The sequence below is a fragment of the Streptomyces sp. NPDC029151 genome, from assembly GCF_055564315.1.
Genome location: NZ_JBVHWQ010000003.1, coordinates 20,093 through 39,848 on the forward strand (window position 1 = coordinate 20,093; position 19,756 = coordinate 39,848).

General features: G+C 73.7%; 15 protein-coding genes. 9 read left to right on the forward strand and 6 right to left on the reverse strand.

Features of this window, described 5'->3' with window-relative positions:
• Window positions 1-15 precede the first annotated feature (15 nt).
• Window positions 16-1,425 (reverse strand): M1 family metallopeptidase, encoded by a 1,410-nt coding sequence (locus tag ACZ4VF_RS13040; protein WP_467925693.1) that lies wholly within the window; start codon window positions 1,423-1,425, stop codon window positions 16-18.
• Window positions 1,426-1,609: 184 nt separating this feature from the next.
• Between ACZ4VF_RS13040 and ACZ4VF_RS13045 the strand changes: the two genes are divergently transcribed.
• Complete coding sequence (locus ACZ4VF_RS13045) at window positions 1,610-1,957, forward strand: DUF488 domain-containing protein (protein WP_467925695.1); 348 nt, start codon at window positions 1,610-1,612, stop codon at window positions 1,955-1,957.
• A 2-nt stretch (window positions 1,958-1,959) separates the two neighbouring features.
• Here ACZ4VF_RS13045 and ACZ4VF_RS13050 read toward each other — a convergent pair whose 3' ends face one another.
• Entirely contained in the window at window positions 1,960-3,633 is a 1,674-nt protein-coding gene (locus ACZ4VF_RS13050) for an FAD-binding dehydrogenase (RefSeq protein WP_467925696.1), read from the reverse strand.
• Window positions 3,634-3,680: 47 nt separating this feature from the next.
• On the reverse strand, window positions 3,681-4,298 hold the full coding sequence (locus tag ACZ4VF_RS13055) for a TetR/AcrR family transcriptional regulator (RefSeq protein WP_467925698.1): 618 nt from the start codon (window positions 4,296-4,298) through the stop codon (window positions 3,681-3,683).
• Between the two features lie 130 nt (window positions 4,299-4,428).
• On the opposite strand from ACZ4VF_RS13055, the gene ACZ4VF_RS13060 reads away from it, so the two are divergent.
• From ACZ4VF_RS13060 to ACZ4VF_RS13070, 3 genes are all read left to right on the forward strand, one after another.
• On the forward strand, window positions 4,429-5,058 hold the full coding sequence (locus tag ACZ4VF_RS13060; protein WP_467925700.1) for an alpha-ketoglutarate-dependent dioxygenase AlkB: 630 nt from the start codon (window positions 4,429-4,431) through the stop codon (window positions 5,056-5,058).
• Window positions 5,059-5,136: 78 nt separating this feature from the next.
• A complete protein-coding gene (locus ACZ4VF_RS13065) occupies window positions 5,137-5,883 on the forward strand; it encodes an MBL fold metallo-hydrolase (protein WP_467925702.1) in 747 nt (248 codons plus the stop codon).
• 30 nt (window positions 5,884-5,913) lie between these two features.
• A complete protein-coding gene (locus tag ACZ4VF_RS13070) occupies window positions 5,914-7,188 on the forward strand; it encodes a DUF4032 domain-containing protein (RefSeq protein WP_467925703.1) in 1,275 nt (424 codons plus the stop codon).
• 1 nt (window position 7,189) lies between these two features.
• Here ACZ4VF_RS13070 and ACZ4VF_RS13075 read toward each other — a convergent pair whose 3' ends face one another.
• Window positions 7,190-8,056 carry a universal stress protein gene (locus ACZ4VF_RS13075; RefSeq protein WP_467925705.1) on the reverse strand — a complete coding sequence of 289 codons (867 nt, stop codon included), beginning with the start codon at window positions 8,054-8,056 and terminating at the stop codon, window positions 7,190-7,192.
• A gap of 255 nt (window positions 8,057-8,311) precedes the next feature.
• Here ACZ4VF_RS13075 and ACZ4VF_RS13080 point away from each other — a divergent pair, with 255 nt between their 5' ends.
• The 4 genes from ACZ4VF_RS13080 to ACZ4VF_RS13095 all read left to right on the forward strand — a co-directional run bounded on the left by ACZ4VF_RS13080 (window position 8,312) and on the right by ACZ4VF_RS13095 (window position 14,829).
• The gene (locus tag ACZ4VF_RS13080; protein WP_467925707.1) at window positions 8,312-9,988 is read left to right on the forward strand and encodes an NAD(P)/FAD-dependent oxidoreductase; all 1,677 of its coding nucleotides are present in this window, start codon (window positions 8,312-8,314) and stop codon (window positions 9,986-9,988) included.
• Window positions 9,985-11,436 (forward strand): ATP-binding protein, encoded by a 1,452-nt coding sequence (locus ACZ4VF_RS13085; protein WP_467925708.1) that lies wholly within the window; start codon window positions 9,985-9,987, stop codon window positions 11,434-11,436. Before ACZ4VF_RS13080 ends, ACZ4VF_RS13085 begins: the two co-directional genes overlap by 4 nt.
• Entirely contained in the window at window positions 11,433-11,783 is a 351-nt protein-coding gene (locus ACZ4VF_RS13090) for a UBP-type zinc finger domain-containing protein (RefSeq protein ID WP_467925710.1), read from the forward strand. The genes ACZ4VF_RS13085 and ACZ4VF_RS13090 overlap by 4 nt, the downstream gene beginning before the upstream one ends.
• 82 nt (window positions 11,784-11,865) lie before the next feature.
• Window positions 11,866-14,829 (forward strand): helix-turn-helix transcriptional regulator, encoded by a 2,964-nt coding sequence (locus ACZ4VF_RS13095; protein ID WP_467925712.1) that lies wholly within the window; start codon window positions 11,866-11,868, stop codon window positions 14,827-14,829.
• A gap of 108 nt (window positions 14,830-14,937) precedes the next feature.
• On the opposite strand, the gene ACZ4VF_RS13100 is transcribed toward ACZ4VF_RS13095, so the two are convergent.
• The gene (locus tag ACZ4VF_RS13100) at window positions 14,938-16,722 is read right to left on the reverse strand and encodes a M4 family metallopeptidase (RefSeq protein ID WP_467925713.1); all 1,785 of its coding nucleotides are present in this window, start codon (window positions 16,720-16,722) and stop codon (window positions 14,938-14,940) included.
• Window positions 16,723-17,031: 309 nt separating this feature from the next.
• On the opposite strand from ACZ4VF_RS13100, the gene ACZ4VF_RS13105 reads away from it, so the two are divergent.
• Window positions 17,032-18,261, forward strand: a complete 1,230-nt coding sequence (locus tag ACZ4VF_RS13105) for a serine hydrolase domain-containing protein (RefSeq protein WP_467925715.1) — start codon at window positions 17,032-17,034, stop codon at window positions 18,259-18,261.
• A 108-nt stretch (window positions 18,262-18,369) separates the two neighbouring features.
• On the opposite strand, the gene ACZ4VF_RS13110 is transcribed toward ACZ4VF_RS13105, so the two are convergent.
• Complete coding sequence (locus ACZ4VF_RS13110) at window positions 18,370-19,737, reverse strand: carbohydrate-binding protein (RefSeq protein WP_467925717.1); 1,368 nt, start codon at window positions 19,735-19,737, stop codon at window positions 18,370-18,372.
• Between the last annotated feature and the right edge of the window lie 19 nt (window positions 19,738-19,756).

Below are 19,756 nucleotides of genomic sequence, written 5' to 3' on the forward strand. Positions count from 1 at the left end.
TGAACTCGTCAGGGGTCAGGGGCTGTTCGGCTTGCCCTGCGTGTACAGCCAGGTGTGGAACAGCCCTTTCAGCTGCTTCCCCGACTCCTTCTCGGCAAGCCTCACGAACTGTGCGGTCGTTCCGTGCCCGCCGCGGTGCCCGGTCGCCCAGGCGCGCAGGATCCGCACGAAGTCCCGGTCGCCGACGGCCCGGCGCAGCTCGTGCAGGGCCATGGCGCCCCGGGCGTAGACGGGCGTGCCGAAGATGCGCTGGCCGCTGCCGGGGTCGCCGGGCGGGTAGGCCCACAACGCGTCGCTCGCGGGCCGGGCGTAGAGGGCGTCGAAGCTCTTCTGGGCGCTCTGGCCGCCGTGCTGCTCGGCGTAGAGCCACTCGGCGTAGGTGGCGAAGCCCTCGTTGAGCCAGATGTCCTTCCAGGCGGTGAGGGAGACGGAGTCGCCGAACCACTGGTGGGCGTTCTCGTGGACGAGGGTGTCGAGGTCGGGGGCGGAGTCGTAGACCGGCCGGGTCTGGGTCTCCAGGGCGTAGCCGACGTCCGGGGCGTGGTCGACGACCGAGCCGGCGGCCCGGAACGGGTACGGCCCGAACAGCGTGCTCTCCCACTCCAGGACGGAGGGCAGCTTCTTCAGGACGGGTGCGGCGGCGCGCGCCTCGCGGGCGTCCACGGCGTTGTACACCTGGAGGCCGTCGCGGGTGGTGTACCGCTCGACCCGGAACGTCCCGATGGTGGCGGTGGCGAGGTAGGCGGCCATCGGCTGGGTCTCGCGCCAGCGGAAGGTGGTCCGTCCGCGGGCGGTGCGTTCGCCGAGCAGGACGCCGTTGGCGACGGCGGTGCGCCCCTTCGGCACGGTGATCGTGAAGTCGTACGACGCCTTGTCCCGGGGGTGCCCGTTGGCCGGGAACCAGGTCATGGCGCCCTGCGGCTCGCCCGCGACGAAGGCGCCGTCGTCGGTGGGGATCCAGCCGTCCGCCGCGCCGTCGGGGTCGGTGACCGGTTTCGGGGTGCCGTGGTAGCCGACGGTGACGCGGAACTCCCGCCCCCGGCGCAGGCCGTGGCGCGGGGTGACGACGAGTTCCTGACCGTCGCGCCGGAAGGCCGCCTTCGCACGGTCGACGGTGACGGCGGTGACCGTCAGGCCCTTCAGGTCGAGGTCGAAGCGGGTGAGGTTCCGCGTGGCACGGGCGGTGAGCACGGCGGTGCCGTCCAGGTGGCGGGAGCCGGTGTCGTAGTCCAGCGTCAGGTCGTATTGGCGGACGTCGTAGCCGCCGTTGCCGCTGAGCGGGAAGTAGGGGTCGCCCGCGCCGGGCGCGCCGGTGGTGGCCGGCGCGGTGGGTCCGGCGGCGCCGAGGAGCGCCGCCACGGCGACGGGGACGGTGGCGTAGGTGGCGGTACGGCGTCGCGCGGGCTGTCTGCGGGGTGGCGTCACGTGCGCTCCTTGGGGCCGGCCGGTGATCGACTGGCCGTCAGACTAGGCGCCGCACGGGCCCGTTCTCCCCCTTGTTCCGGTCAAGTCGTGTGGTCCGGTCGCGTCGTGCCGCGTTGCCGCCGGGCGGGCGCGGGCCGGCGCAGTACGCTCGCGGGACCGTCCACGACCCGAGAGGGGCCCCACCGTGAGCGTACGTGTGCGCCGCGTCTACGAACCGCCCGAGCCCGACGACGGCCTGCGGGTGCTGGTCGACCGGCTGTGGCCGCGCGGCCTCGCCAAGGACGCGGCCCGGGTGGACGAGTGGCCGAAGGAACTGACCCCGTCGAGCGAGCTGCGCACGTGGTACCACGGCGGCGGCGCCTACGAGGAGTTCAGGAGCCGGTACGAGCAGGAGCTTCAGGCCCCGCAGGCCGCCGAGCTGCTGGACCGGCTCAGGAAGTCGGTCCGGAACGGCCCGGTGACCCTCCTCACGGCCTCGAAGAAGACGGAGGAGAGCCACGCGCACGTCCTCGCGGAGCTGCTGCGGGACTGAGGTCAGCCGGTGTGCCGGGCCGCGTGCCGGCCCGCGGCCCGCCCCGAGAACAGGCAGCCGCCGAGGAAGGTGCCCTCCAGGGCGTTGTAGCCGTGGACCCCGCCGCCGCCGAACCCGGCGACCTCGCCGGCCGCGTACAGCCCCTCGACGGGAGTGCCGTCGGTGCCGAGGGCGCGGGAGTCCAGGTCGGTCTGGATGCCGCCGAGGGTCTTGCGGGTCAGCACGTGCAGCCGGACCCCTATCAGGGGGCCCGCGGACGGGTCGAGGATGCGGTGCGGGGCGGCGACGCGGCCGAGGCGGTCGCCGATGTAGCGGCGGGCGTTGCGGATGCCCTGCACCTGGGCGTCCTTGCTGTAGGGGTTGGCGATCTGCAGGTCGCGGGCCTCGATCTGGCGGCGCACCTCGGCCGGATCCAGCAGCGGCTTGCCGGTCAGGGCGTTCATCTTCTCGACCAGCTGCTCCAGGGTGCCGGCGGTGACGAAGTCGGCGCCGTGGTCGAGGAAGGCCTGCACCGGGCCGGGGGCGCCCTTGCCGAGCAGCCGGTCGCGCAGCACGGCCCCCCGGTCCCTGGCGGTGATGTCGGGGTTCTGTTCGGAGCCGGAGAGCGCGAACTCCTTCTCGATGATCTTCCGGGTGAGGATGAACCAGGAGTGGTCGTACCCGGCGATGTCCTCCGTGGTGCGCAGGTACTTCAGGGTGCCGAGGGTGTCGTAACCCGGCAGGCAGGGGTCGGGCAGGCGGCGGCCGAGGGCGTCGAGCCAGATGGAGGACGGGCCCGGCAGGACGCGGATCCCGTGGCCGGGCCATATCGGGTCCCAGTTCTGCAGGCCCTCGGTGTAGTGCCACATGCGGTCGCGGTTGACGAGGCGCACGCCGGCCCCGGCGCTGATGTCGAGCATGCGGCCGTCGACGTAGGCGGGGACACCGGTGACCATCTCGGCGGGGGGCGTGCCCAGCCGCTCGGGCCAGTGGCGGCGGACGATGTCGTGGTCGGCGCCGATACCGCCGGTGGTGACGACGACGGCCCGCGCGGTGAGTTCGAAGTCGCCGGCGCGGTCGCGGCTGGAGGCGACACCGCGCGGGGAGTCGTCGGGGGCGAGCACGGTGCCGCGTACGCCGCGTGCCGCGCCGTCCTCGATCACCAGCTCGTCCACCCGGTGGCGGTGGTGGAAGGTCAGCAGCCCGTCCCGGGCGGCCTGCCGGGCGTACCGGACGAACGGTTCGACCACGCCGGTGCCGGTGCCCCAGGCGACGTGGAAGCGGGGCACGGAGTTGCCGTGGCCGTCCGCGCGCAGGTCGCCGCGCTCGGCCCAGCCGACGGTGGGCAGCAGCTCGATGCCGTGGCCCTGGAGCCAGGACCGCTTCTCGCCGGCGGCCCACTCGACGTAGGCGCGGGCCCAGCGGACCGCCCAGGAGTCCTCGTCGGCGAGCCGGTCGAACCGGGCGCTGCCCTGCCAGTCGCTCCAGGCGAGGGCGAAGGAGTCCTTGATGCCGAGGCGCCGCTGCTCGGGCGAGTCGACGAGGAAGAGGCCGCCGAAGGACCAGAACGCCTGGCCGCCGAGGTTGGCGGCGTTCTCCTGGTCGACCAGGGCGACCCTGCGGCCCCGGCTGGTGAGCTCGTGCGCCGCGACGAGGCCGGCGAGTCCGGCTCCTACGACGATGACGTCCGCGTCCATGGCGGGGTGTCCTTCCTGAGGGTGCGGGGAGGGGGCCGTGCCGGTGCTCAGGCGGAGGTGCGGCCGCCGTCCGTGAGCAGCGCCGTGAGCAGTTGCCTGAGCCAGGCCCGGGCGGCCTCCACGTCCCGGTCCAGCAGCAGTTGGGTGGTGACCCCGTCGTACGCGGCGACCACGGCGTGCGCGGCGGCGTCCGCGTCGCCGAGCACGGCGGGCAGTTCGGTGTGGCCGCGGGCCCGGGAGAGCCGGTCGGCGACGGCCCGGCGCAGACGTGCGCGGTGGTCGAGGAGGGCCCGGGCGACGGCCGGGTCCCGGGCGGCGTGCACCAGGAAGTCGGTCTTCACCAGCAGCCAGTCGACGTCGAGCAGCAGCACCTCGGTGACCCGGTCCACGGAGGCGGGCACGTCCAGGTCGGGCCCGTCCTGGGCGAGGGCGTCGGCGACCTGGCCGGCGATGAGGTCGGCGCGCTCCTGGTAGAGGGCGAAGAACAGCTCGTCCAGGGTGGCGAAGTTGGAGTAGAAGGCGCCCCGGCTGAAGCCGGCCGCCTCGCAGACCTCCTCGATGGAGACCCGCCCGAAGCCCTTGGCCGCGAACACCGTGAACGCGGCGTCGAGCAGCCGGGCGCGGGTGCGGACCCGGCGACGGGTGACGCGCTTGGCCGTGTCCATGACTGCCCTCCGGTCGGTTCGATACGCGAATGTATCCGATACACCGGCGTATCGAAAGGCTCCGCGGAACCCCGCCGCGCACCCCGTGATCAAAGGGAACACGTTTTCGATTCAGGAGTACCCTGGACCCATGTCCACGCACCTCCAGGGCTCCCTGTTCGACCAGACCGACCAGCTGCGACTCGGCCCGCTCGACGGCCTGCGGCGGACCGAGCTGGGCTCGGGCGCCTGGATCGACGTGCTCCCGGGCTGGCTGAGCGGGGCCGACGCCCTGTTCGAACACCTCGCGGCCGAGGTCCCGTGGCGGGCCGAGCAGCGCAAGATGTACGACAACGTGGTGACCGTCCCGCGCCTGCTCGCCTACTACCGGGCCGGGGACCCGCTCCCCCACCCGGTCCTCGACGAGGCCCGCGCCGCCCTGTCCCGGCACTACGCCGGCGAACTGGGGGAGCCGTTCACCACCGCCGGGCTGTGCTACTACCGCGACGGCCGGGACAGCGTCGCCTGGCACGGGGACCGGATCGGCCGGGGCTCCCGGGAGGACACGATGGTCGCGATCCTCTCCGTCGGCGAGCCCCGCGACCTGCTGCTGCGCCCCGCCGGCGGAGGCGGCACGGCGGTCCGGCGCCCGCTCGGCCACGGCGACCTCATCGTGATGGGCGGATCCTGCCAGCGCACCTGGGAGCACTGCGTCCCGAAGACGAGCCGGGCCGCGGGACCGCGCATCAGCATCCAGTTCCGCCCGCAGGGCGTGCGCTGACGCGACCCGGCGGTGCGGGGCACCGGCACATCTGGTTGGCTGTCCCCGACGGTCAGCCGCACAGGGGTCGGGGAGATCATGCGGGCAGAGGTACACCAAGTCGCCGACGGCACCTATCTGGTGCACGGCAACCACGTCAACTGGGTGATCCTGAAGGACGGCGACGCCGTCACCCTGGTCGACACCGGGTATCCGGGAGACCGCCGGGGAGTCCTGGAGTCCCTCGCCGAGGTGGGCAGTTCACCCGAGGCGGTCGCCGCCGTGCTGATCACCCACGCGCACAACGACCACCTGGGCTCGGCCGAGTACCTGCGCGCCGGCTACGGCACCCCCGTGTACCTGCACCCGGCCGAGGTGCCCCACGCCCGGCGGGAGTTCCTGCAGCAGGCCGACATCGGCGACGTGGTCCGCAACCTGTGGCGGCCGGGCGTCCTGCCGTGGGCGGTGCACGTGATCCGGGCCGGCGGCACCGACCACAACCCCGTCACCGCGCCCGAGCCGTTCCCGAACGAGGGTCCGCTGGACCTGCCGGGCCGTCCCGTGCCCGTGCACACCCCCGGCCACACCGACGGCCACTGCGTCTACCACCTCCCCGGGACGGGCATCGTCATCTCCGGCGACGCCCTGGTCAGCGGGCACGCGACGTCGCGTGTCCGGGGCCCGCAGATCCTGCCCGACTTCTTCCACCACGAGCGCGCCCGGGTCGTGGCCTCGCTGGACCTGATCGGCGCGCTCGACGGCGACACCCTGCTGCCCGGACACGGGCCGGTCCACCGCGGCCCGGTGCGGGCCGCGGCCGAGCAGGCCCGGGAGCGGGCCTCCTAGAACACCCGGGCGGGGCCGTAGGGTTCCGTCATGGCCTTGCAGATCAGCGCCACGAACCCGGAACACCCCGCACTCCTGCTCGCCCTGCCCTGGGACACCCCGCTGGAGGAGTGGCCCGAGCACCACCTCGTGCCGCTCCCCCGCGGCATCTCCCGGCACGTGGTGCGCTACGCGCACGCCGGCGACGAGGTGATCGCCGTCAAGGAGCTGGCCGAGCGGCCCGCGCTGCGCGAGTACGAGCTGCTGCGCGACCTGGACCGGCTCGGGATCCCCGCGGTCGACCCGCTCGCCGTGGTCACCGGCCGCACCGACCCCTCCGGCGCGCCGCTGGAGCCGGTCCTCGTCACCCGTCACCTGCGCGGCTCGATGCCGTACCGGTCGATGTTCGAGACGACGATGCGCCCGGCGACGATGCACCGGCTGATGGACGCCCTCGCCGTGCTGCTGGTCCGGCTCCACCTGGCCGGGTTCGCCTGGGGCGACTGCTCGCTGTCCAACACCCTGTTCCGGCGGGACGCGGGCGCCTACGCGGCCTATCTGGTCGACGCGGAGACCGGCGACCTGCACCCGCGGCTCAGCCCCGGGCAGCGGGACTACGACCTGGAGCTCGCCCGCGTCAACATCAGCGGCGAGCTGCTGGACCTGGAGGCGTCCGGCGCGCTGCACCCGTCCGTCGACCCGGTCGCGTTCGGCCACGAGATCTGCACCCGCTACCAGGGGCTGTGGCAGGAGCTGACCCGCACCTCGGTGTACCCGGCGGGCAAGTACCACTACATCGAGCGCCGGATCCGCCGCCTGAACGACCTCGGGTTCGACGTCGCCGAGATGCAGATCGAGCACTCCTCGAACGGGGACACGGTCACCTTCGTGCCGAAGGTGGTCGACGCCGGCCACCACCAGCGCCAGCTGCTCCGGCTGACGGGTCTGGACGCCGAGGAGAACCAGGCCCGGCGGTTGCTGAACGACCTGGAGAGCTGGATGGCCGGCCAGGACGACTACGCCCCCGGCGACGCTCCTCCGGGCTCGCGGCTCCGCTCGGCCAGGCGGGACCCCCATGCCGCCCGGCCCGAGGTGCTCGCCCACCGCTGGGTGCGGGAGGTGTTCCGGCCGACCGTGCGGGCGGTGCCGCCGGAGCTGCGCGGCTCCATGGACCCGGCCGAGATCTACCACGAACTCCTCGAGCACCGCTGGTACCTGTCCGAGCGCGCCCAGCACGACATAGGCCTCGACACCGCCGTCGAGGACTACGTCGAGAAGGTGCTGCCCAAGGCCCGGACCACGCTGGAGCCGGCTGAGGAGGAGTAGCTCACTCGTGCGGGACCACGGCCACCGGGCAGTCGGCGTGGTGCAGCACCCCGTGCGCGACCGATCCGATCCGGGCGCCGACCGCCGTACGGCGCGCCCGGCGCCCGACCACCATCAGCTGGGCCCGGCCGGCCGTCGACAGCAGCACCTGGCCGGCGCTGCCCATCTCCACGTGCTCGGCGACGGGCACCTCCGGGAACCGCTCCCGCCACGGCCGGAGGGCCTCGGCCAGCGCCTGCCTCTCGTACGGTTCGAGGCCGCCGGCGTCGTCGAGCAGCTTGAGCGAACCGGGGCTGTAGGCGAAGACCGGGGGCAGTGTCCAGGCCCGGACCGCGCGGACGGCAGCGCCGCGGGCCGCCGCCGTCTCGAACGCGAACCGCAGCGCCGCCGCGCTGTCCTCCGGGCCGCCGTGCTGGCCGACCACCACGTCCCGGCCGGCCGCCTCCGCCGGGGCCCGGTCCTCGGCGCGCACCGAGACCACCGGCCGGGCCGCCTCCGCGATGACCTGCTGGCCGACCGAGCCCAGCAGGAAGCCGACGACGGGCCCGTGGCCGCGCGAGCCGAGCACCAGCATCTCCGCCCCGGCCGCCGCCTCGGCCAGCGCGTGCGCGGCGGCGCCCTCGACCACGTCCGTGGTCACCGTCAGCCCCGGGTGCCGCCCGGACACGGTCCGCACGGCCTCCGCGACCCCCTCCGACACCCACCTGTGCTGGGTGTCCCGGTCGGCTGCGGCGAGCGCCTCGGCGTACCGCCAGGCGTGCACCACGCGCAGCGGCAGCCGCCGGCGTACGGCCTCCCGGGCCGCCCAGTCCAGCGCCGCCAGACTCTCCTCCGTACCGTCCACCCCTGCCGTGATCGGGCGTGTCATCCGCGGGCCTCCTCGTCGTCGCCGGGTCCTCAGGGTGCTGGTGCCCGCCGACGGGCACCGGTCACGATGATCTCTCCTCCACCGTGCTCCGCCGGCTCCCCGGGCCGGAGGCGCGCCCGCTGGTCGCCGTGGGGCAAGCGGTGGGCTCCCGCAGGCAAGCGGAACCCGCGGAGGCGAACATACGATGGCCTGGTACCGGTGCGGTGGTCCCCACGACACCGATCCGGTGGATCCGGCACTCGGGTGGGGAGACGTATGGCACAGGCCGCCGACACCGCGCGGACCGTCATCCTGACCGTGGACGACGACCCGGGGGTCTCCCGTGCCGTCGCCCGCGACCTCAGGCGGCGCTACGGCGAGTCGTACCGGATCGTGCGCGCGGAGTCCGGCGAGTCCGCCCTGGACGCGCTGCGCGAACTGAAGCTGCGCGGTGACCTGGTCGCCGTGATCCTCGCGGACTACCGCATGCCGCAGATGAACGGCATCGAGTTCCTGGAGCAGGCCCTCGACGTGTATCCGGGGGCGCGGCGAGTGCTGCTGACCGCGTACGCGGACACCAACGCGGCGATCGACGCGATCAACGTGGTCGACCTGGACCACTACCTGCTCAAGCCCTGGGACCCGCCGGAGGAGAAGCTCTACCCGGTCGTCGACGACCTGCTCCAGGCCTGGCGCACCAGCGCCTACAAGCCGGTGCCCAGCACCAAGGTCGTGGGACACCGCTGGTCGGCGCGCTCCTCCGACGTCCGCGAGTTCCTGGCCCGCAACCAGGTGCCCTACCGCTGGTACTCGGTGGAGGAGCCGGAGGGGCAGCGGCTGCTGGCGGCGGCCGGACAGGACGGACAGCGGCTGCCGCTGGTGATCACCCCGGAGTGCACGGTCCTGGTCGAGCCGGAGGCCCCCGAGCTGGCCGCGCACGTGGGGCTGGCGACGACGCCGACGGCCGACTTCTACGACCTGATCGTGATCGGCGGCGGACCGGCCGGGCTCGGCGCGGCCGTGTACGGGGCCTCCGAGGGCCTGCGGACCGTGCTGGTGGAGCGGTCGGCCACCGGCGGACAGGCGGGGCAGAGCTCACGGATCGAGAACTACCTCGGCTTCCCCGACGGCGTCTCCGGCGCCCAGCTCACCGACCGGGCGCGCCGGCAGGCGGCCAAGTTCGGCGCCGAGATCCTGACCGCCCGCGAGGTGACGGGGCTGGAGGTCAACGGCGCCGCACGGGTCGTACGGTTCGCGGACGGCTCGGCGATCGCCGCGCACAGCGTCATCCTCGCGACCGGCGTGCAGTACCGGCAGCTGGAGGCCGCCGGCTGCTCCGACCTGACCGGGTGCGGGGTGTTCTACGGCTCGGCGCTGACCGAGGCCGCCTCCTGCCAGGGCCAGGACGTGTACATCGTCGGCGGTGCCAACTCGGCGGGCCAGGCGGCGATGTACCTGTCCCGGGGCGCGAAGTCGGTGACGCTGCTGGTGCGGGGCCCCGACCTGTCGGCGTCGATGTCGCACTACCTGATCCAGCAGATCGACGAGGCCCCGAACATCGCGGTGCGCTGCCACACGGTCGTGGAGCGGGCGCACGGCTCGGACCGTCTGGAGCGGCTGACGCTGCGGGACGCGGTGACCGGGGAGACCGAACAGGTCGACGCGCAGTGGATGTTCGTGTTCATCGGCGCCGCCCCGCTGACGGACTGGCTCGGCGACAGCGTGCTGCGCGACGGGCGGGGTTTCATCCTGGCCGGGCCCGACCTGACCGCCGACGGGCGGCCGCCGGCCGGCTGGGAGCTGGACCGGGCACCGTACCACCTGGAGACCAGCATCCCCGGGGTGTTCGTGGCGGGCGACGCGCGTGCCGAGTCCGCCAAGCGGGTCGCGTCCGCCGTCGGAGAGGGAGCCATGGCCGTGATGCTCGTCCACCGGTACCTGGAGCAGTCATGAGCGGGCAGGTCGTGGCGTGCAGCCCGCAGGAGATCGGCTCGCTGTTCCTCTTCGAGAAGCTGAGCGCCGAGCAGCTGGGCCGGCTCTGCGCCCAGGGACGGGTGGAGCTGTTCCCACCCGGCCCGGTGTACACCGAGGGCGATGCGGCCACCTGCTTCTTCGTGATGATCGAGGGCACGGTCGTGCTGTCCCGCCGCGTCGGCGGCGACGACGTGGAGGTCACCCGGACCTCGCAGCCCGGGGTGTACGCGGGCGCGATGCAGGCCTACCTGGGCGACCGGGTGCGGCAGGTCTACAACAACTCCATGCGGGTCACGGTGCCGACACGGTTCTTCGTGCTGCCGGCCGACATCTTCGCGGACGTCATGCAGGAGTGGTTCCCGATGGCCGTGCACCTGCTGGAGGGGCTGTTCTTCGGCACGAAGAACACCCAGGCGATGATCGGCCAGCGGGAACGGCTGCTGGCGCTCGGCTCGTTGTCGGCGGGGCTCACGCACGAGCTGAACAACCCCGCGGCGGCCGCGGTCCGGGCCACCTCGACCCTGCGGGAGCGGGTCGCGAAGATGCGGCGCAAGCTCGGCCTGATCGCCGAAGGACCCTTCTCCCGCGACGTGCTGGCGAGCCTGGTCGAGATCCAGGAGCGCACCGCGGAACGGGTGGCCAAGGCCCCGGTGCTCAGCCCGCTGGAGGCCAGCGACCGGGAGGACACGCTCACCGACTGGCTGGAGGACCACGGCATCGACCACGGCTGGCAGCTGGCGCCCACCTTCGTGCAGGCCGGACTCGACGTGGACTGGCTGGAGGGGGTCGCGGCGGCGGTGGACGAGGAGATCCTGCCGAACGCGGTCGGCTGGCTCAACTACACCATCGAGACCGAGCTGTTGATGAGCGAGATCGAGGACTCCACCACCCGCATCTCGCACCTGGTCGACGCCGCCAAGCAGTACTCCCAGCTGGACCGGGCGCCGTACCGGGAGGTGGACGTGCACGAACTCCTCGACAGCACGCTGCTGATGCTCTCGGGGAAGATCGGCCCGGGCATCGAGGTCGTCAAGGAGTACGACCGCACGCTCCCCCCGGTGCCCGCCTACCCGGCCGAGCTGAACCAGGTGTGGACCAACCTGGTGGACAACGCCGTCTCGGCCATGAACGGCACGGGCGGCCAGGGCACGCTGACCGTGCGGACGGCGCTCCACCACGAGCGGCTGCTGGTCGAGTTCCGGGACACCGGTCCGGGCGTGCCGCCGGAGATCAGGGACCGGATCTTCGACCCGTTCTTCACGACCAAGCCGGTCGGCGAGGGCACCGGCCTCGGCCTGGACATCTCCTGGCGGATCGTCGTCAACAAGCACCACGGGGCCCTGCGGGTCGAGTCGGTGCCCGGCGACACCCGTTTCCAGGTGCTGCTGCCCCTGACCGCACAGACGCCCGACGAGGAGCCGGTATGAACGACGTCGACGGAATCGACCCCAGCGTCCCGCCCAGCGGCACGGGCTGCGTGGAGTGCGAGGAGGCGGGCGGCTGGTGGTTCCACCTGCGCCGGTGCGCGCGGTGCGGGCACATCGGCTGCTGCGACGACTCCCCCGCCAAGCACGCCACCGCCCACTACCGGGCCACCGGGCACCCGGTGATCCAGAGTTTCGAGCCGGGCGAGGGCTGGTTCTGGAACTACGCCACCGACGAGTTGTTCACCTCCGGCCCCGAACTCGCCCCGCCGGGCAGCCGTCCCGCCGACCAGCCGGCGCCGGGTCCCGCGGGCCGGGTGCCGGAGAACTGGGCGCAGACGCTGCGTTGAGGCCGCGGCGGAGACCCCCGCTCGGCGCCGAGGCGTCGTCGGTACCGTGGGTGCCGGCGGTGCCGCGTGGCAGGATGAGGGCGTGTCGCAGACCGCCTTCACCACAGCCCCGCTGATCGGCCGGGACGAGGAACTGGCCCGGCTCACGGGCGTGCTGGAGCGTGCCCGGGGCGGAGCCGCGGGAGCGGTGCTGCTCGCCGGGGACGCCGGGGTCGGCAAGACCCGGCTGCTGGACGAGGCCGCCGGGCGGGCTGCGCGGGCCGGGGCCACCGTGGTCACCGGGCACTGCGTGGACCTCGGGGACGTCGGTCTGCCGTACCTGCCGTTCACCGAGATCCTGGGCACGCTCGCCGCCGACGAGCGGTTCACGGCCGTCATGGCCGCGCATCCCGCGGCGGACCGGCTGCTGGGCGCCGGCCCGGACGCGGGCGGCGGGCCCGACGAGCGGCTGCGGCTCTTCGAGGACGTCGCCGGGCTGCTGGCCGGGCTGGCGGAGGTGGCCCCGCTGCTGCTCGTCCTGGAGGACCTGCACTGGGCCGATCAGTCCTCCCGGGACCTGCTGCGCTTCCTGCTCAGCAGGGGCCTGCCGCACCGGCCGGGCGGCGCCCGGGACCGGCGGCTCGCGATCCTCGCCTCCTACCGCACCGACGACCTGCACCGCCGCCACCCGCTGCGTCCCCTGCTCGCCGAACTGGTCCGGCTGCCCGCCGTGGAGCGGCTGGAGCTGCGGCCGCTGCCCGATCCGGAGGTCGCCCGGCTGGTGCGGGCCCTGGAGGACCGTCCGCTGCCCGACGCCGTCGTGCGCGGGATCGTGGCCCGGGCCGAGGGCAACGCGTTCTACGCGCAGGAGCTGCTCGCGGCGTCCGCCGCGGAAGCGGACGGGGTGCCCAGCGGCCTCGCCGACCTGCTGCTCATCCGGGTGGAACAGCTGTCCGAGACCGCCCAGCAGGTGCTGCGGACCGCGGCCGTGGCCGGACGGCGGGTGCGGCACGGGCTGCTGCGCGAGGCGGCCGGGCTGCCCGAGGAGGAGCTGGAGACCGCGCTCAGGGAGGCCGTCGGGCACCAGCTGCTGCTCGCCCAGGACGACGGCACGTACGCCTTCCGGCACGCCCTCACCCGGGAGGCGGTCTACGCCGACCTGCTGCCCGGCGAGCGGTCCCGGCTGCACGGCGCCTACGCCCGGCTGCTCGCGGCGGACGGCGGGGCCCCGCAGACGGCGGCGGAGCGCGCCCACCACTCCCGGGAGAGCCACGATCTTCCCGCGGCGCTCGCGGCCTGTCTGGAGGCGGCCGACCACGCGCGGCGGCTCGGCGCGCCCGCCGAGGAACTGCGGCACCTGGAGACCGTCCTGGACCTGTGGCCGTCGGTGCCCGCGTCGGTCCGGCCCGCCGGGGAGGGCCTCGACCGGGTCACGCTGACCCTGCGCGCCTCGGCCGCCGCGGCCCATGCCGGCGCCTTCCACCGGGCGGTCGCGCTGACCCGGACGGCGCTCGCCGGGGTCGGCGAGGACACCGACGGCGAGCTGGCCGCCCGGGTCCGCTACACGCTGGCCGGGAACCTGATGACGGTGGACAGTCTGACGGCGGCGTTCCGCTACAGCAGCGAGGCGCTGGCGATGATCCCCGCCGAGCCGCCGTCGCGGACGTGGGTGTGGGCGGCGGCCACGCATGTCGCGGCGGCCCGCCAGATCGGCGAGGACGAGACCGCGCTGCGGATCGGCCGGCAGGCCCTGCGGGTCGCCGAGGAGCTGGGTGTGCGGGGCGCCCAGGCCGATCTGCTGATCTCCCTGGCGGTGGTCGAGGGCGGTGGGCGGCGCTCCCCGCAGGGCCGGGAGACGCTGCGGCGGGCCCTGGAGCTGGCCCGCGCCGCCGGGAACGCGCCGGTGGAGACGCGTGCGCTGTTCAACCTGGCGCTCGGCACCGTCGAGTCCGGGGACCTGGCGGAGTGCCTGCCCCTGCTGGCCGACGGTCTGGAGCGGGCCCGCCGGGCCGGTCTGCTGTCCTCGGTGTACCCGTTGGAGCTGCGCTACCTCCAGCTGCTGGTGCTGTACACCCTGGGCCGGTGGGACGAGTGCCTGCGCCTGGCGGCCGAGGCCACGCCCGGACTGCCCGCGCCGGGAGGCGCCTTCGCGACGAGCCCCGCGCTGTACGTGGCGCTGGCCCGGGGTGAGCGCGGCGCGGTGGAGCGGGCCCGGGCCCTGCTGGAGGGGCCGTTCGACTGGATGGGGACGCTGGTCGCCGGGATCGTGCTCACCGACGCCGCCGCGCGGGACGGCGACGCGGAGGGCGCCGTCGCACGGATGCGGGAGACGGTCACCGCCCTCGGTGATGTGACGGGACGGCGGCCGGGCGTCGCGGTGCGGCTGGCCGCGCTCTGCCTGGCGGCGGTCGCCGACCGGGTGACGGAGCTGCGGCGCGGGGGCGGCGCCGACGCGGAGCTCGCCCGCTGGGCGGAGACGGCGGCCGAGCTGGTGGAGGTGGCGCGCGAGGGAGCCGGGCGGGACGAGGAAGGCCTCGCGCAGGGCCCGGAGGGACAGGCCTGGCTGGCCCGGGCGGAGGCGGAGTGGACGACGGTCGTGTCCGGACCGGATCCGGCGGCCTGGGAGAAGACGGTCGCCGCGTTCGGCTACGGCGACGGGTACGAGCAGGCGCGCTGCCGGCTGCGGTACGCGCGGGCGCTGCTGGCGGTGGAGCGGCGGGCGGAGGCGGCGGAACAGGCGCGGCTGGCCGGGGAGACGGCGGCCGGACTGGGTGCGGCGCCGCTGTCGGAGGACGTCGACGCGCTGGTCCGCCGGGGCCGGCTGGGGGCCGGGGCCCCGGCCGCCGGTCATGTCCCGCTGACCGCGCGGGAGCGGGACGTCCTGCGGCTCCTGGCGCGGGGCCGCAGCAACCGGCAGATCGGCGAGGAGCTGTTCATCACCGGCAAGACGGCCAGCGTGCACGTGTCCAACATCCTCGCGAAGCTGGGCGCGGCGAGCCGTACGGAGGCGGTGGCGGTGGCCTACCGCCGGGGTCTGATCGCTCCGGAGCCGGCCGGGACGGGGTGACCCGGCCGGGGGCCGCCGGACACTCGCCGGACACCCCAGACGTCCCTGAACACGCGGATGCCCCGCGCGGGGCGGGGCATCCGGTGGTGCCGGTGTGGTCCGAGTGCGTCAGTGACGGGCGCTCGGCGTGTTGGCGGCGGTGACGTTGACCGCGGCCCACGACTTGTCCACCGTCTTGTACTCGGTGCTGTTCGCGCCGTACAGGTCCTTGGCCGCCTTCAGCGTCGCGACGCGCGCCTGGTGGAAGTCGGTCGAGGAGACCATGTAGCGGGTCAGCGCACGGTAGTAGATGGCCGTCGCCTTGGTGCGGCCGATGCCCTTGACCGCGATGTTGTGGTACGTCGGCGAGTTGTAGTTCACGCCGTTGATCGTCTTCTTGCCGCTGCCCTCGGCGAGGAGGTAGTAGGCGTGGGACGAGACACCGGAACCGGCGTGCACCTCGGTGTCGTAGGTGGCCGGCGACCAGTAGTCGATGGTGCCCTCGAGCTTGTCGAGCGAGGGGTGGTCCAGGCGGCGCAGGAACTTCTGCGCGAGGCCCAGCTTCTCGCCGACCAGGTAGTCGGGGGTGTCCTTCGTGTTCTTGGCGTAGAACTCGACGTTCGAGCCGAAGATGTCCGCGAGCGACTCGTTCAGCGAGCCGGGCTCGCCGTACTGGTTGCCGTCGGAGTCGACGAAGGTCGGCTGCAGGTTGGCGGTCGCCTCCACCACGCCGTGGGTCAGCTCGTGACCGGTGACGTCGAGGACCACGAGCGGCTTCTTGAACATGTCGCCGTCGCCGTCGCCGTACAGCATGCAGTTGCAGGTCGGGTCCCAGAAGGCGTTGGCGATCTTCTTGCCCCAGTGGACCATCGCCTGCGCGGGCTTGCTGTTGTTCGCGATGCCCTTGCGCTTGAAGGTGCTCTTGTAGAAGTCGAGCGTCTTCGTGATGCCGTACTGGGCGTCCGCCGCGGCGCTGACCCGGCTGGTGGTCTTGCCGTTGCCCCACACGTTGGTGGTGTTGGTCAGCTTGGAACCGGCGCTGAACTTCTCCGTGTACGAGCCCTTGGCGTCCCGCGTCTCGGTGCCGTACCGGTTCGGGTCCTTGAGCTGGTAGTGGCCGCGCGAGGTCTGCGTGGTGGTGAGACCGACGGTGCCCACGAAGAGGGTCTTGCCGGTGCCCTTGGCGGCCGACGGGTAGGCCGCGGCGCCGGTGCTGCGGGAGCCGACCAGGCCGGCGACGTCGGCGCCGGAACCGGAGCCGGTGGCCGGGTCGAGGGTCTCGCCGCGCTCGCGCAGGGTGTCGAGCAGCTTCGGCGACAGGAACTCGTCCCGGGTCGGCGTGTTGCTGCGCACCTTGCCGGTGACCGCGTCCACGACGACCGTGCGGGCGCTGTCCTTGTCGGTGACGGTGACCTGGTAGGCGAGCGCGGAGACGCCGTCGCGGGCGTCCACCACGAGCTGGGCGCTGCCGGCGTCGCCCTTGGCCGCCTTGGCGGCCTTGGCGGCGGCCTGGCCGGCGGTCAGCTTGGCCTCGGCGGCGGGCTTGACCGTGTGGTCGGCCGCGCGGGTCACGCCCGTGTAACGAAGACCGTGGTCGAGGTGGACGATGAGGTCGCCACCGAGCACCGGAAGGTCGTTGTGGGTGCGGACGAAACGGACGTGACGAGCGCCCTCGGGGTCGATCAGGACGTCCTGGGCGTGCAGTTCGTCGCCCTGGGAGACGCCGGTCGCCGAGGCGTGCGAGAAGGCCGCGGTGCGCGCCGCCTCCACCACCGCCGTGGCGTTCGACGCGGCGGAGGCGGCGGACCGCTCCACCCCGGTGGAGGGAGCCGCGAAGGCCGTACCGGCCAGGCCCGTGGCAGCCGTCGTCACCGCGACGGCGACCGCCACGGTGCGTATGTGCGGTCTACGCAATCTGATCAGGGTTCCTTCGTTCGAAGGCGGCAGGGATCCCCAACCGCCTTGAGGCATGGCGCCGTTGGGCGCCAAGGGGGCTGATCCGCCCCGAGCGCCCACCCTTGCGGATCATTCATGGACACGTAAAGCCGGAATGATCCATTTCGCGAACTTCTATGGCAATCCTTTACAAATGGACGCCACAGAGTGATCGCGAGATGACCAACTGTGTGTCGGCTGTGGAGACGTCGACCTCATCCCCTAGGTTCCCAGGGCGGAATGTGACCGATATCGCATCAGAAACCGAACCGAGGGAGAGGGTACGGGATGGTCTCAGCAACGGTGGGGCGGGGAGCGGTTCTCGGAGCGGTCGCGCTGTCACTGCTCGCGGTGCCGGCGCGGGCGGCGACCGGAGGACCGGACGCCGAGGAGCCGGGCAGCCGGGCGGCAGCGGCACCGCCGGCGCCCGTCACCGCGGCGCCGCCGGCGCCCGTCACCGCGGCGCTGCCGGCGCCCGACACCGCGGGACTGGCCGCGGTGCTGGAGTCGGCGGTGGCACAGGGCGCGCCGGGCGCGCTGGCCCGGATCGACGACCACGGCCGGACCTACCGGGTCACGCGCGGTGTCGCCGACCGCGCCACCGGGCGGGCCATCAGCACCGACGACCGGTTCCGGATCGGCAGCGTCACCAAGTCCTTCTCGACGGTCGTGCTGCTGCAGCTCGTCGACGAGCACCGCCTCTCGCTCGACGCGCCGGTCAACCGGTACCTGCCGGGGCTGCTGCCGGACGACCGGATCACGGTCCGGCACCTGCTGAGCCACCGCAGCGGGCTGTACGACTACAGCAACGACATGTTCGCCAGCAGCGTCTCCGGCTTCGAGGCGGTCCGGAGGAAGGTCTTCACCTACCGTCAGCTGGTCGCCCTGTCCCTGAGGAAGCCGCGCACCAACGCCCCGGGCGCCGCCTACTCCTACTCCAACACCAACTTCGTCGTCGCCGGGCTGCTCATCGAGAAGCTCACCGGGCAGCCGGTGGGAACGGCGTACCGGAACCGCGTCATCGCCCCGCTGAAGCTGAACGACACCTTCTACGTCCATCCGGACACCGCGATCCCCGGCCGGTACACCCGCGGGTACCTGACGCCGGACACGGCGGGCGCGCCGCTGGTCGACGCGACCGCGCAGACGGTGTCGTGGGCACAGAGCGCGGGAGCGGTCATCTCCAGCGCGCACGACCTCGACGTCTTCTACAGCGCCCTGCTGAAGGGGAAGCTGATGTCCGCGGCGCGGCTGGCGGAGATGGAGCGGTTCACCCAGGTGAGCAGCACGACGGCGTACGGGCTCGGGCTGCGGCGCCGTGACCTGACGTGCGGGGTGTCGGTGTACGGGCACACCGGGGCGGTGCAGGGCTACTACACGTACGCGTTCAGCACGAAGGACGGCGGGCGGAGTCTCACGGCCGTGGCCAACACGTCGAACAACGGCAAGGTGCTGGACACCCTGGCCGGTGCCCTGGAATCGGCGTTCTGCGGCAAGCGGAAGGCGGCCGGGGGCTGACCACCGCGTGACGGTGCCGTCCGCCCGGACTCTCCGGACGCCCCCCGACGCCGCGGACGGGGCGTCCAGGGCGTCCAGGCGGACGGCGGTCCCCCCGGGGTCAGCCGCTCACTGCCGCTGCCACAGCGCGGGGGTGTTCGGCGGCTCCCAGCCCTGCTGGGCCTGGTGGGTCTGCAGACAGCGGTAGGTGACACCGCCGTAGGTCACCGTGGCGCCCGCCTGGTAGACGGTGCCGGCCGCCCAGGTGCCGCCCGGGTCGCCCGGGTCACCGGGGTCGCCCGGGTCGCCGGGACCGGTCGCGGTGGTCTTCAGCGTCAGGCCGTACGACTGGAGGATCGGGTTGACCGGCTGGAAGTACGTCGTGCCGCCGCTCGTGCAGTTGCCCGTGCCGCCGGAGGTGACGCCCTGTGCCTGGCTGCCGGAGATGAACGAGCCGCCCGAGTCGCCCGGTTCGGCGCACACCGAGGTGCGGGTGACCCCGGTGACCGTGCCCTCCTGGTAGGTGACGCTGCTGTTGAGCTGCTGCACCGTCCCGCAGTGCCATCCCGTCGTCGAACCGGAGCGGCACACGGAGGAGCCCACCGTCGCCTGGGTGGAACCGGTGACCTGAGCGCTGGAACCGTTGACGTACGGCGTCGCCGTCCAGTTGCCGTTCGCGGCCACCCACGCCATGTCGTTGCCGGGGAAGACGGACGCCTGGAAGGTGCCCTGCGCGACCCGGTTGGCGCCGGTGGTGGTGCTGCCGGCCCGGCCGCAGTGGCCGGCCGTGGCGAAGCCCTGCTGGGAGCCGCGGGTCACCGGGAAGCCGATCGAGCAGCGGGTGCTGTTGTCGATGTAGTACGCGTCGCCGCCGCGCAGGTCGTAGAGCGGGCGGGGGTGCTCGGCCGACTTCACCGTGCGGACGAGGGAGGCGTCGACGTGGGCCGATGCCAGCAGGGAGCGTGCGGCGTCCGTGCGCACCGCCCGCACCACCAGCGCGTTGGACGGGACGTCGACGTACCAGACCGGGGTGTCGGTGGTGGCGTGCCGGGCGGCGGCCCGGTCCAGGCGTGCCTTGGCCGCGTCGAGCGCGGCCAGGGAGTGGTCGACCACGCGCGCGGCGGCACCCCGGGCCCGGATCGCCGGCACGTCGGCCGGGTCCGTGGTCGCGACGGTCAGGGTGTCCGACTCCGCGCCGCGCACCCAGGCGCCCGCGTAGTGCGCGCCCAGCGCGGCCCGCAGCCGGCCGGAGGTGGCGCCCGCCTCCGCCTCGTTGGCCAGGCGGCGTTCGGCCTGCTGCCGGTTCAGGCCCAGGTCCCGTTGCAGGGCCCGCAGGAGGGCCGGCGGAGCCGCGTCGGTGCGGAGCGTCTCGGCCGCCGTGGGGGCGGCCGGGGGGTGGGACGGCAGGGCGCTCGCGGAGCCGCTGAGCCCGGCCACGAGCAGGGCACCCGCCGCCGCGGCGGCGGCGCACGCGGCTCTGAGGTGTCGTTGGAGCATGGGGAGGTCTCCTCGGATT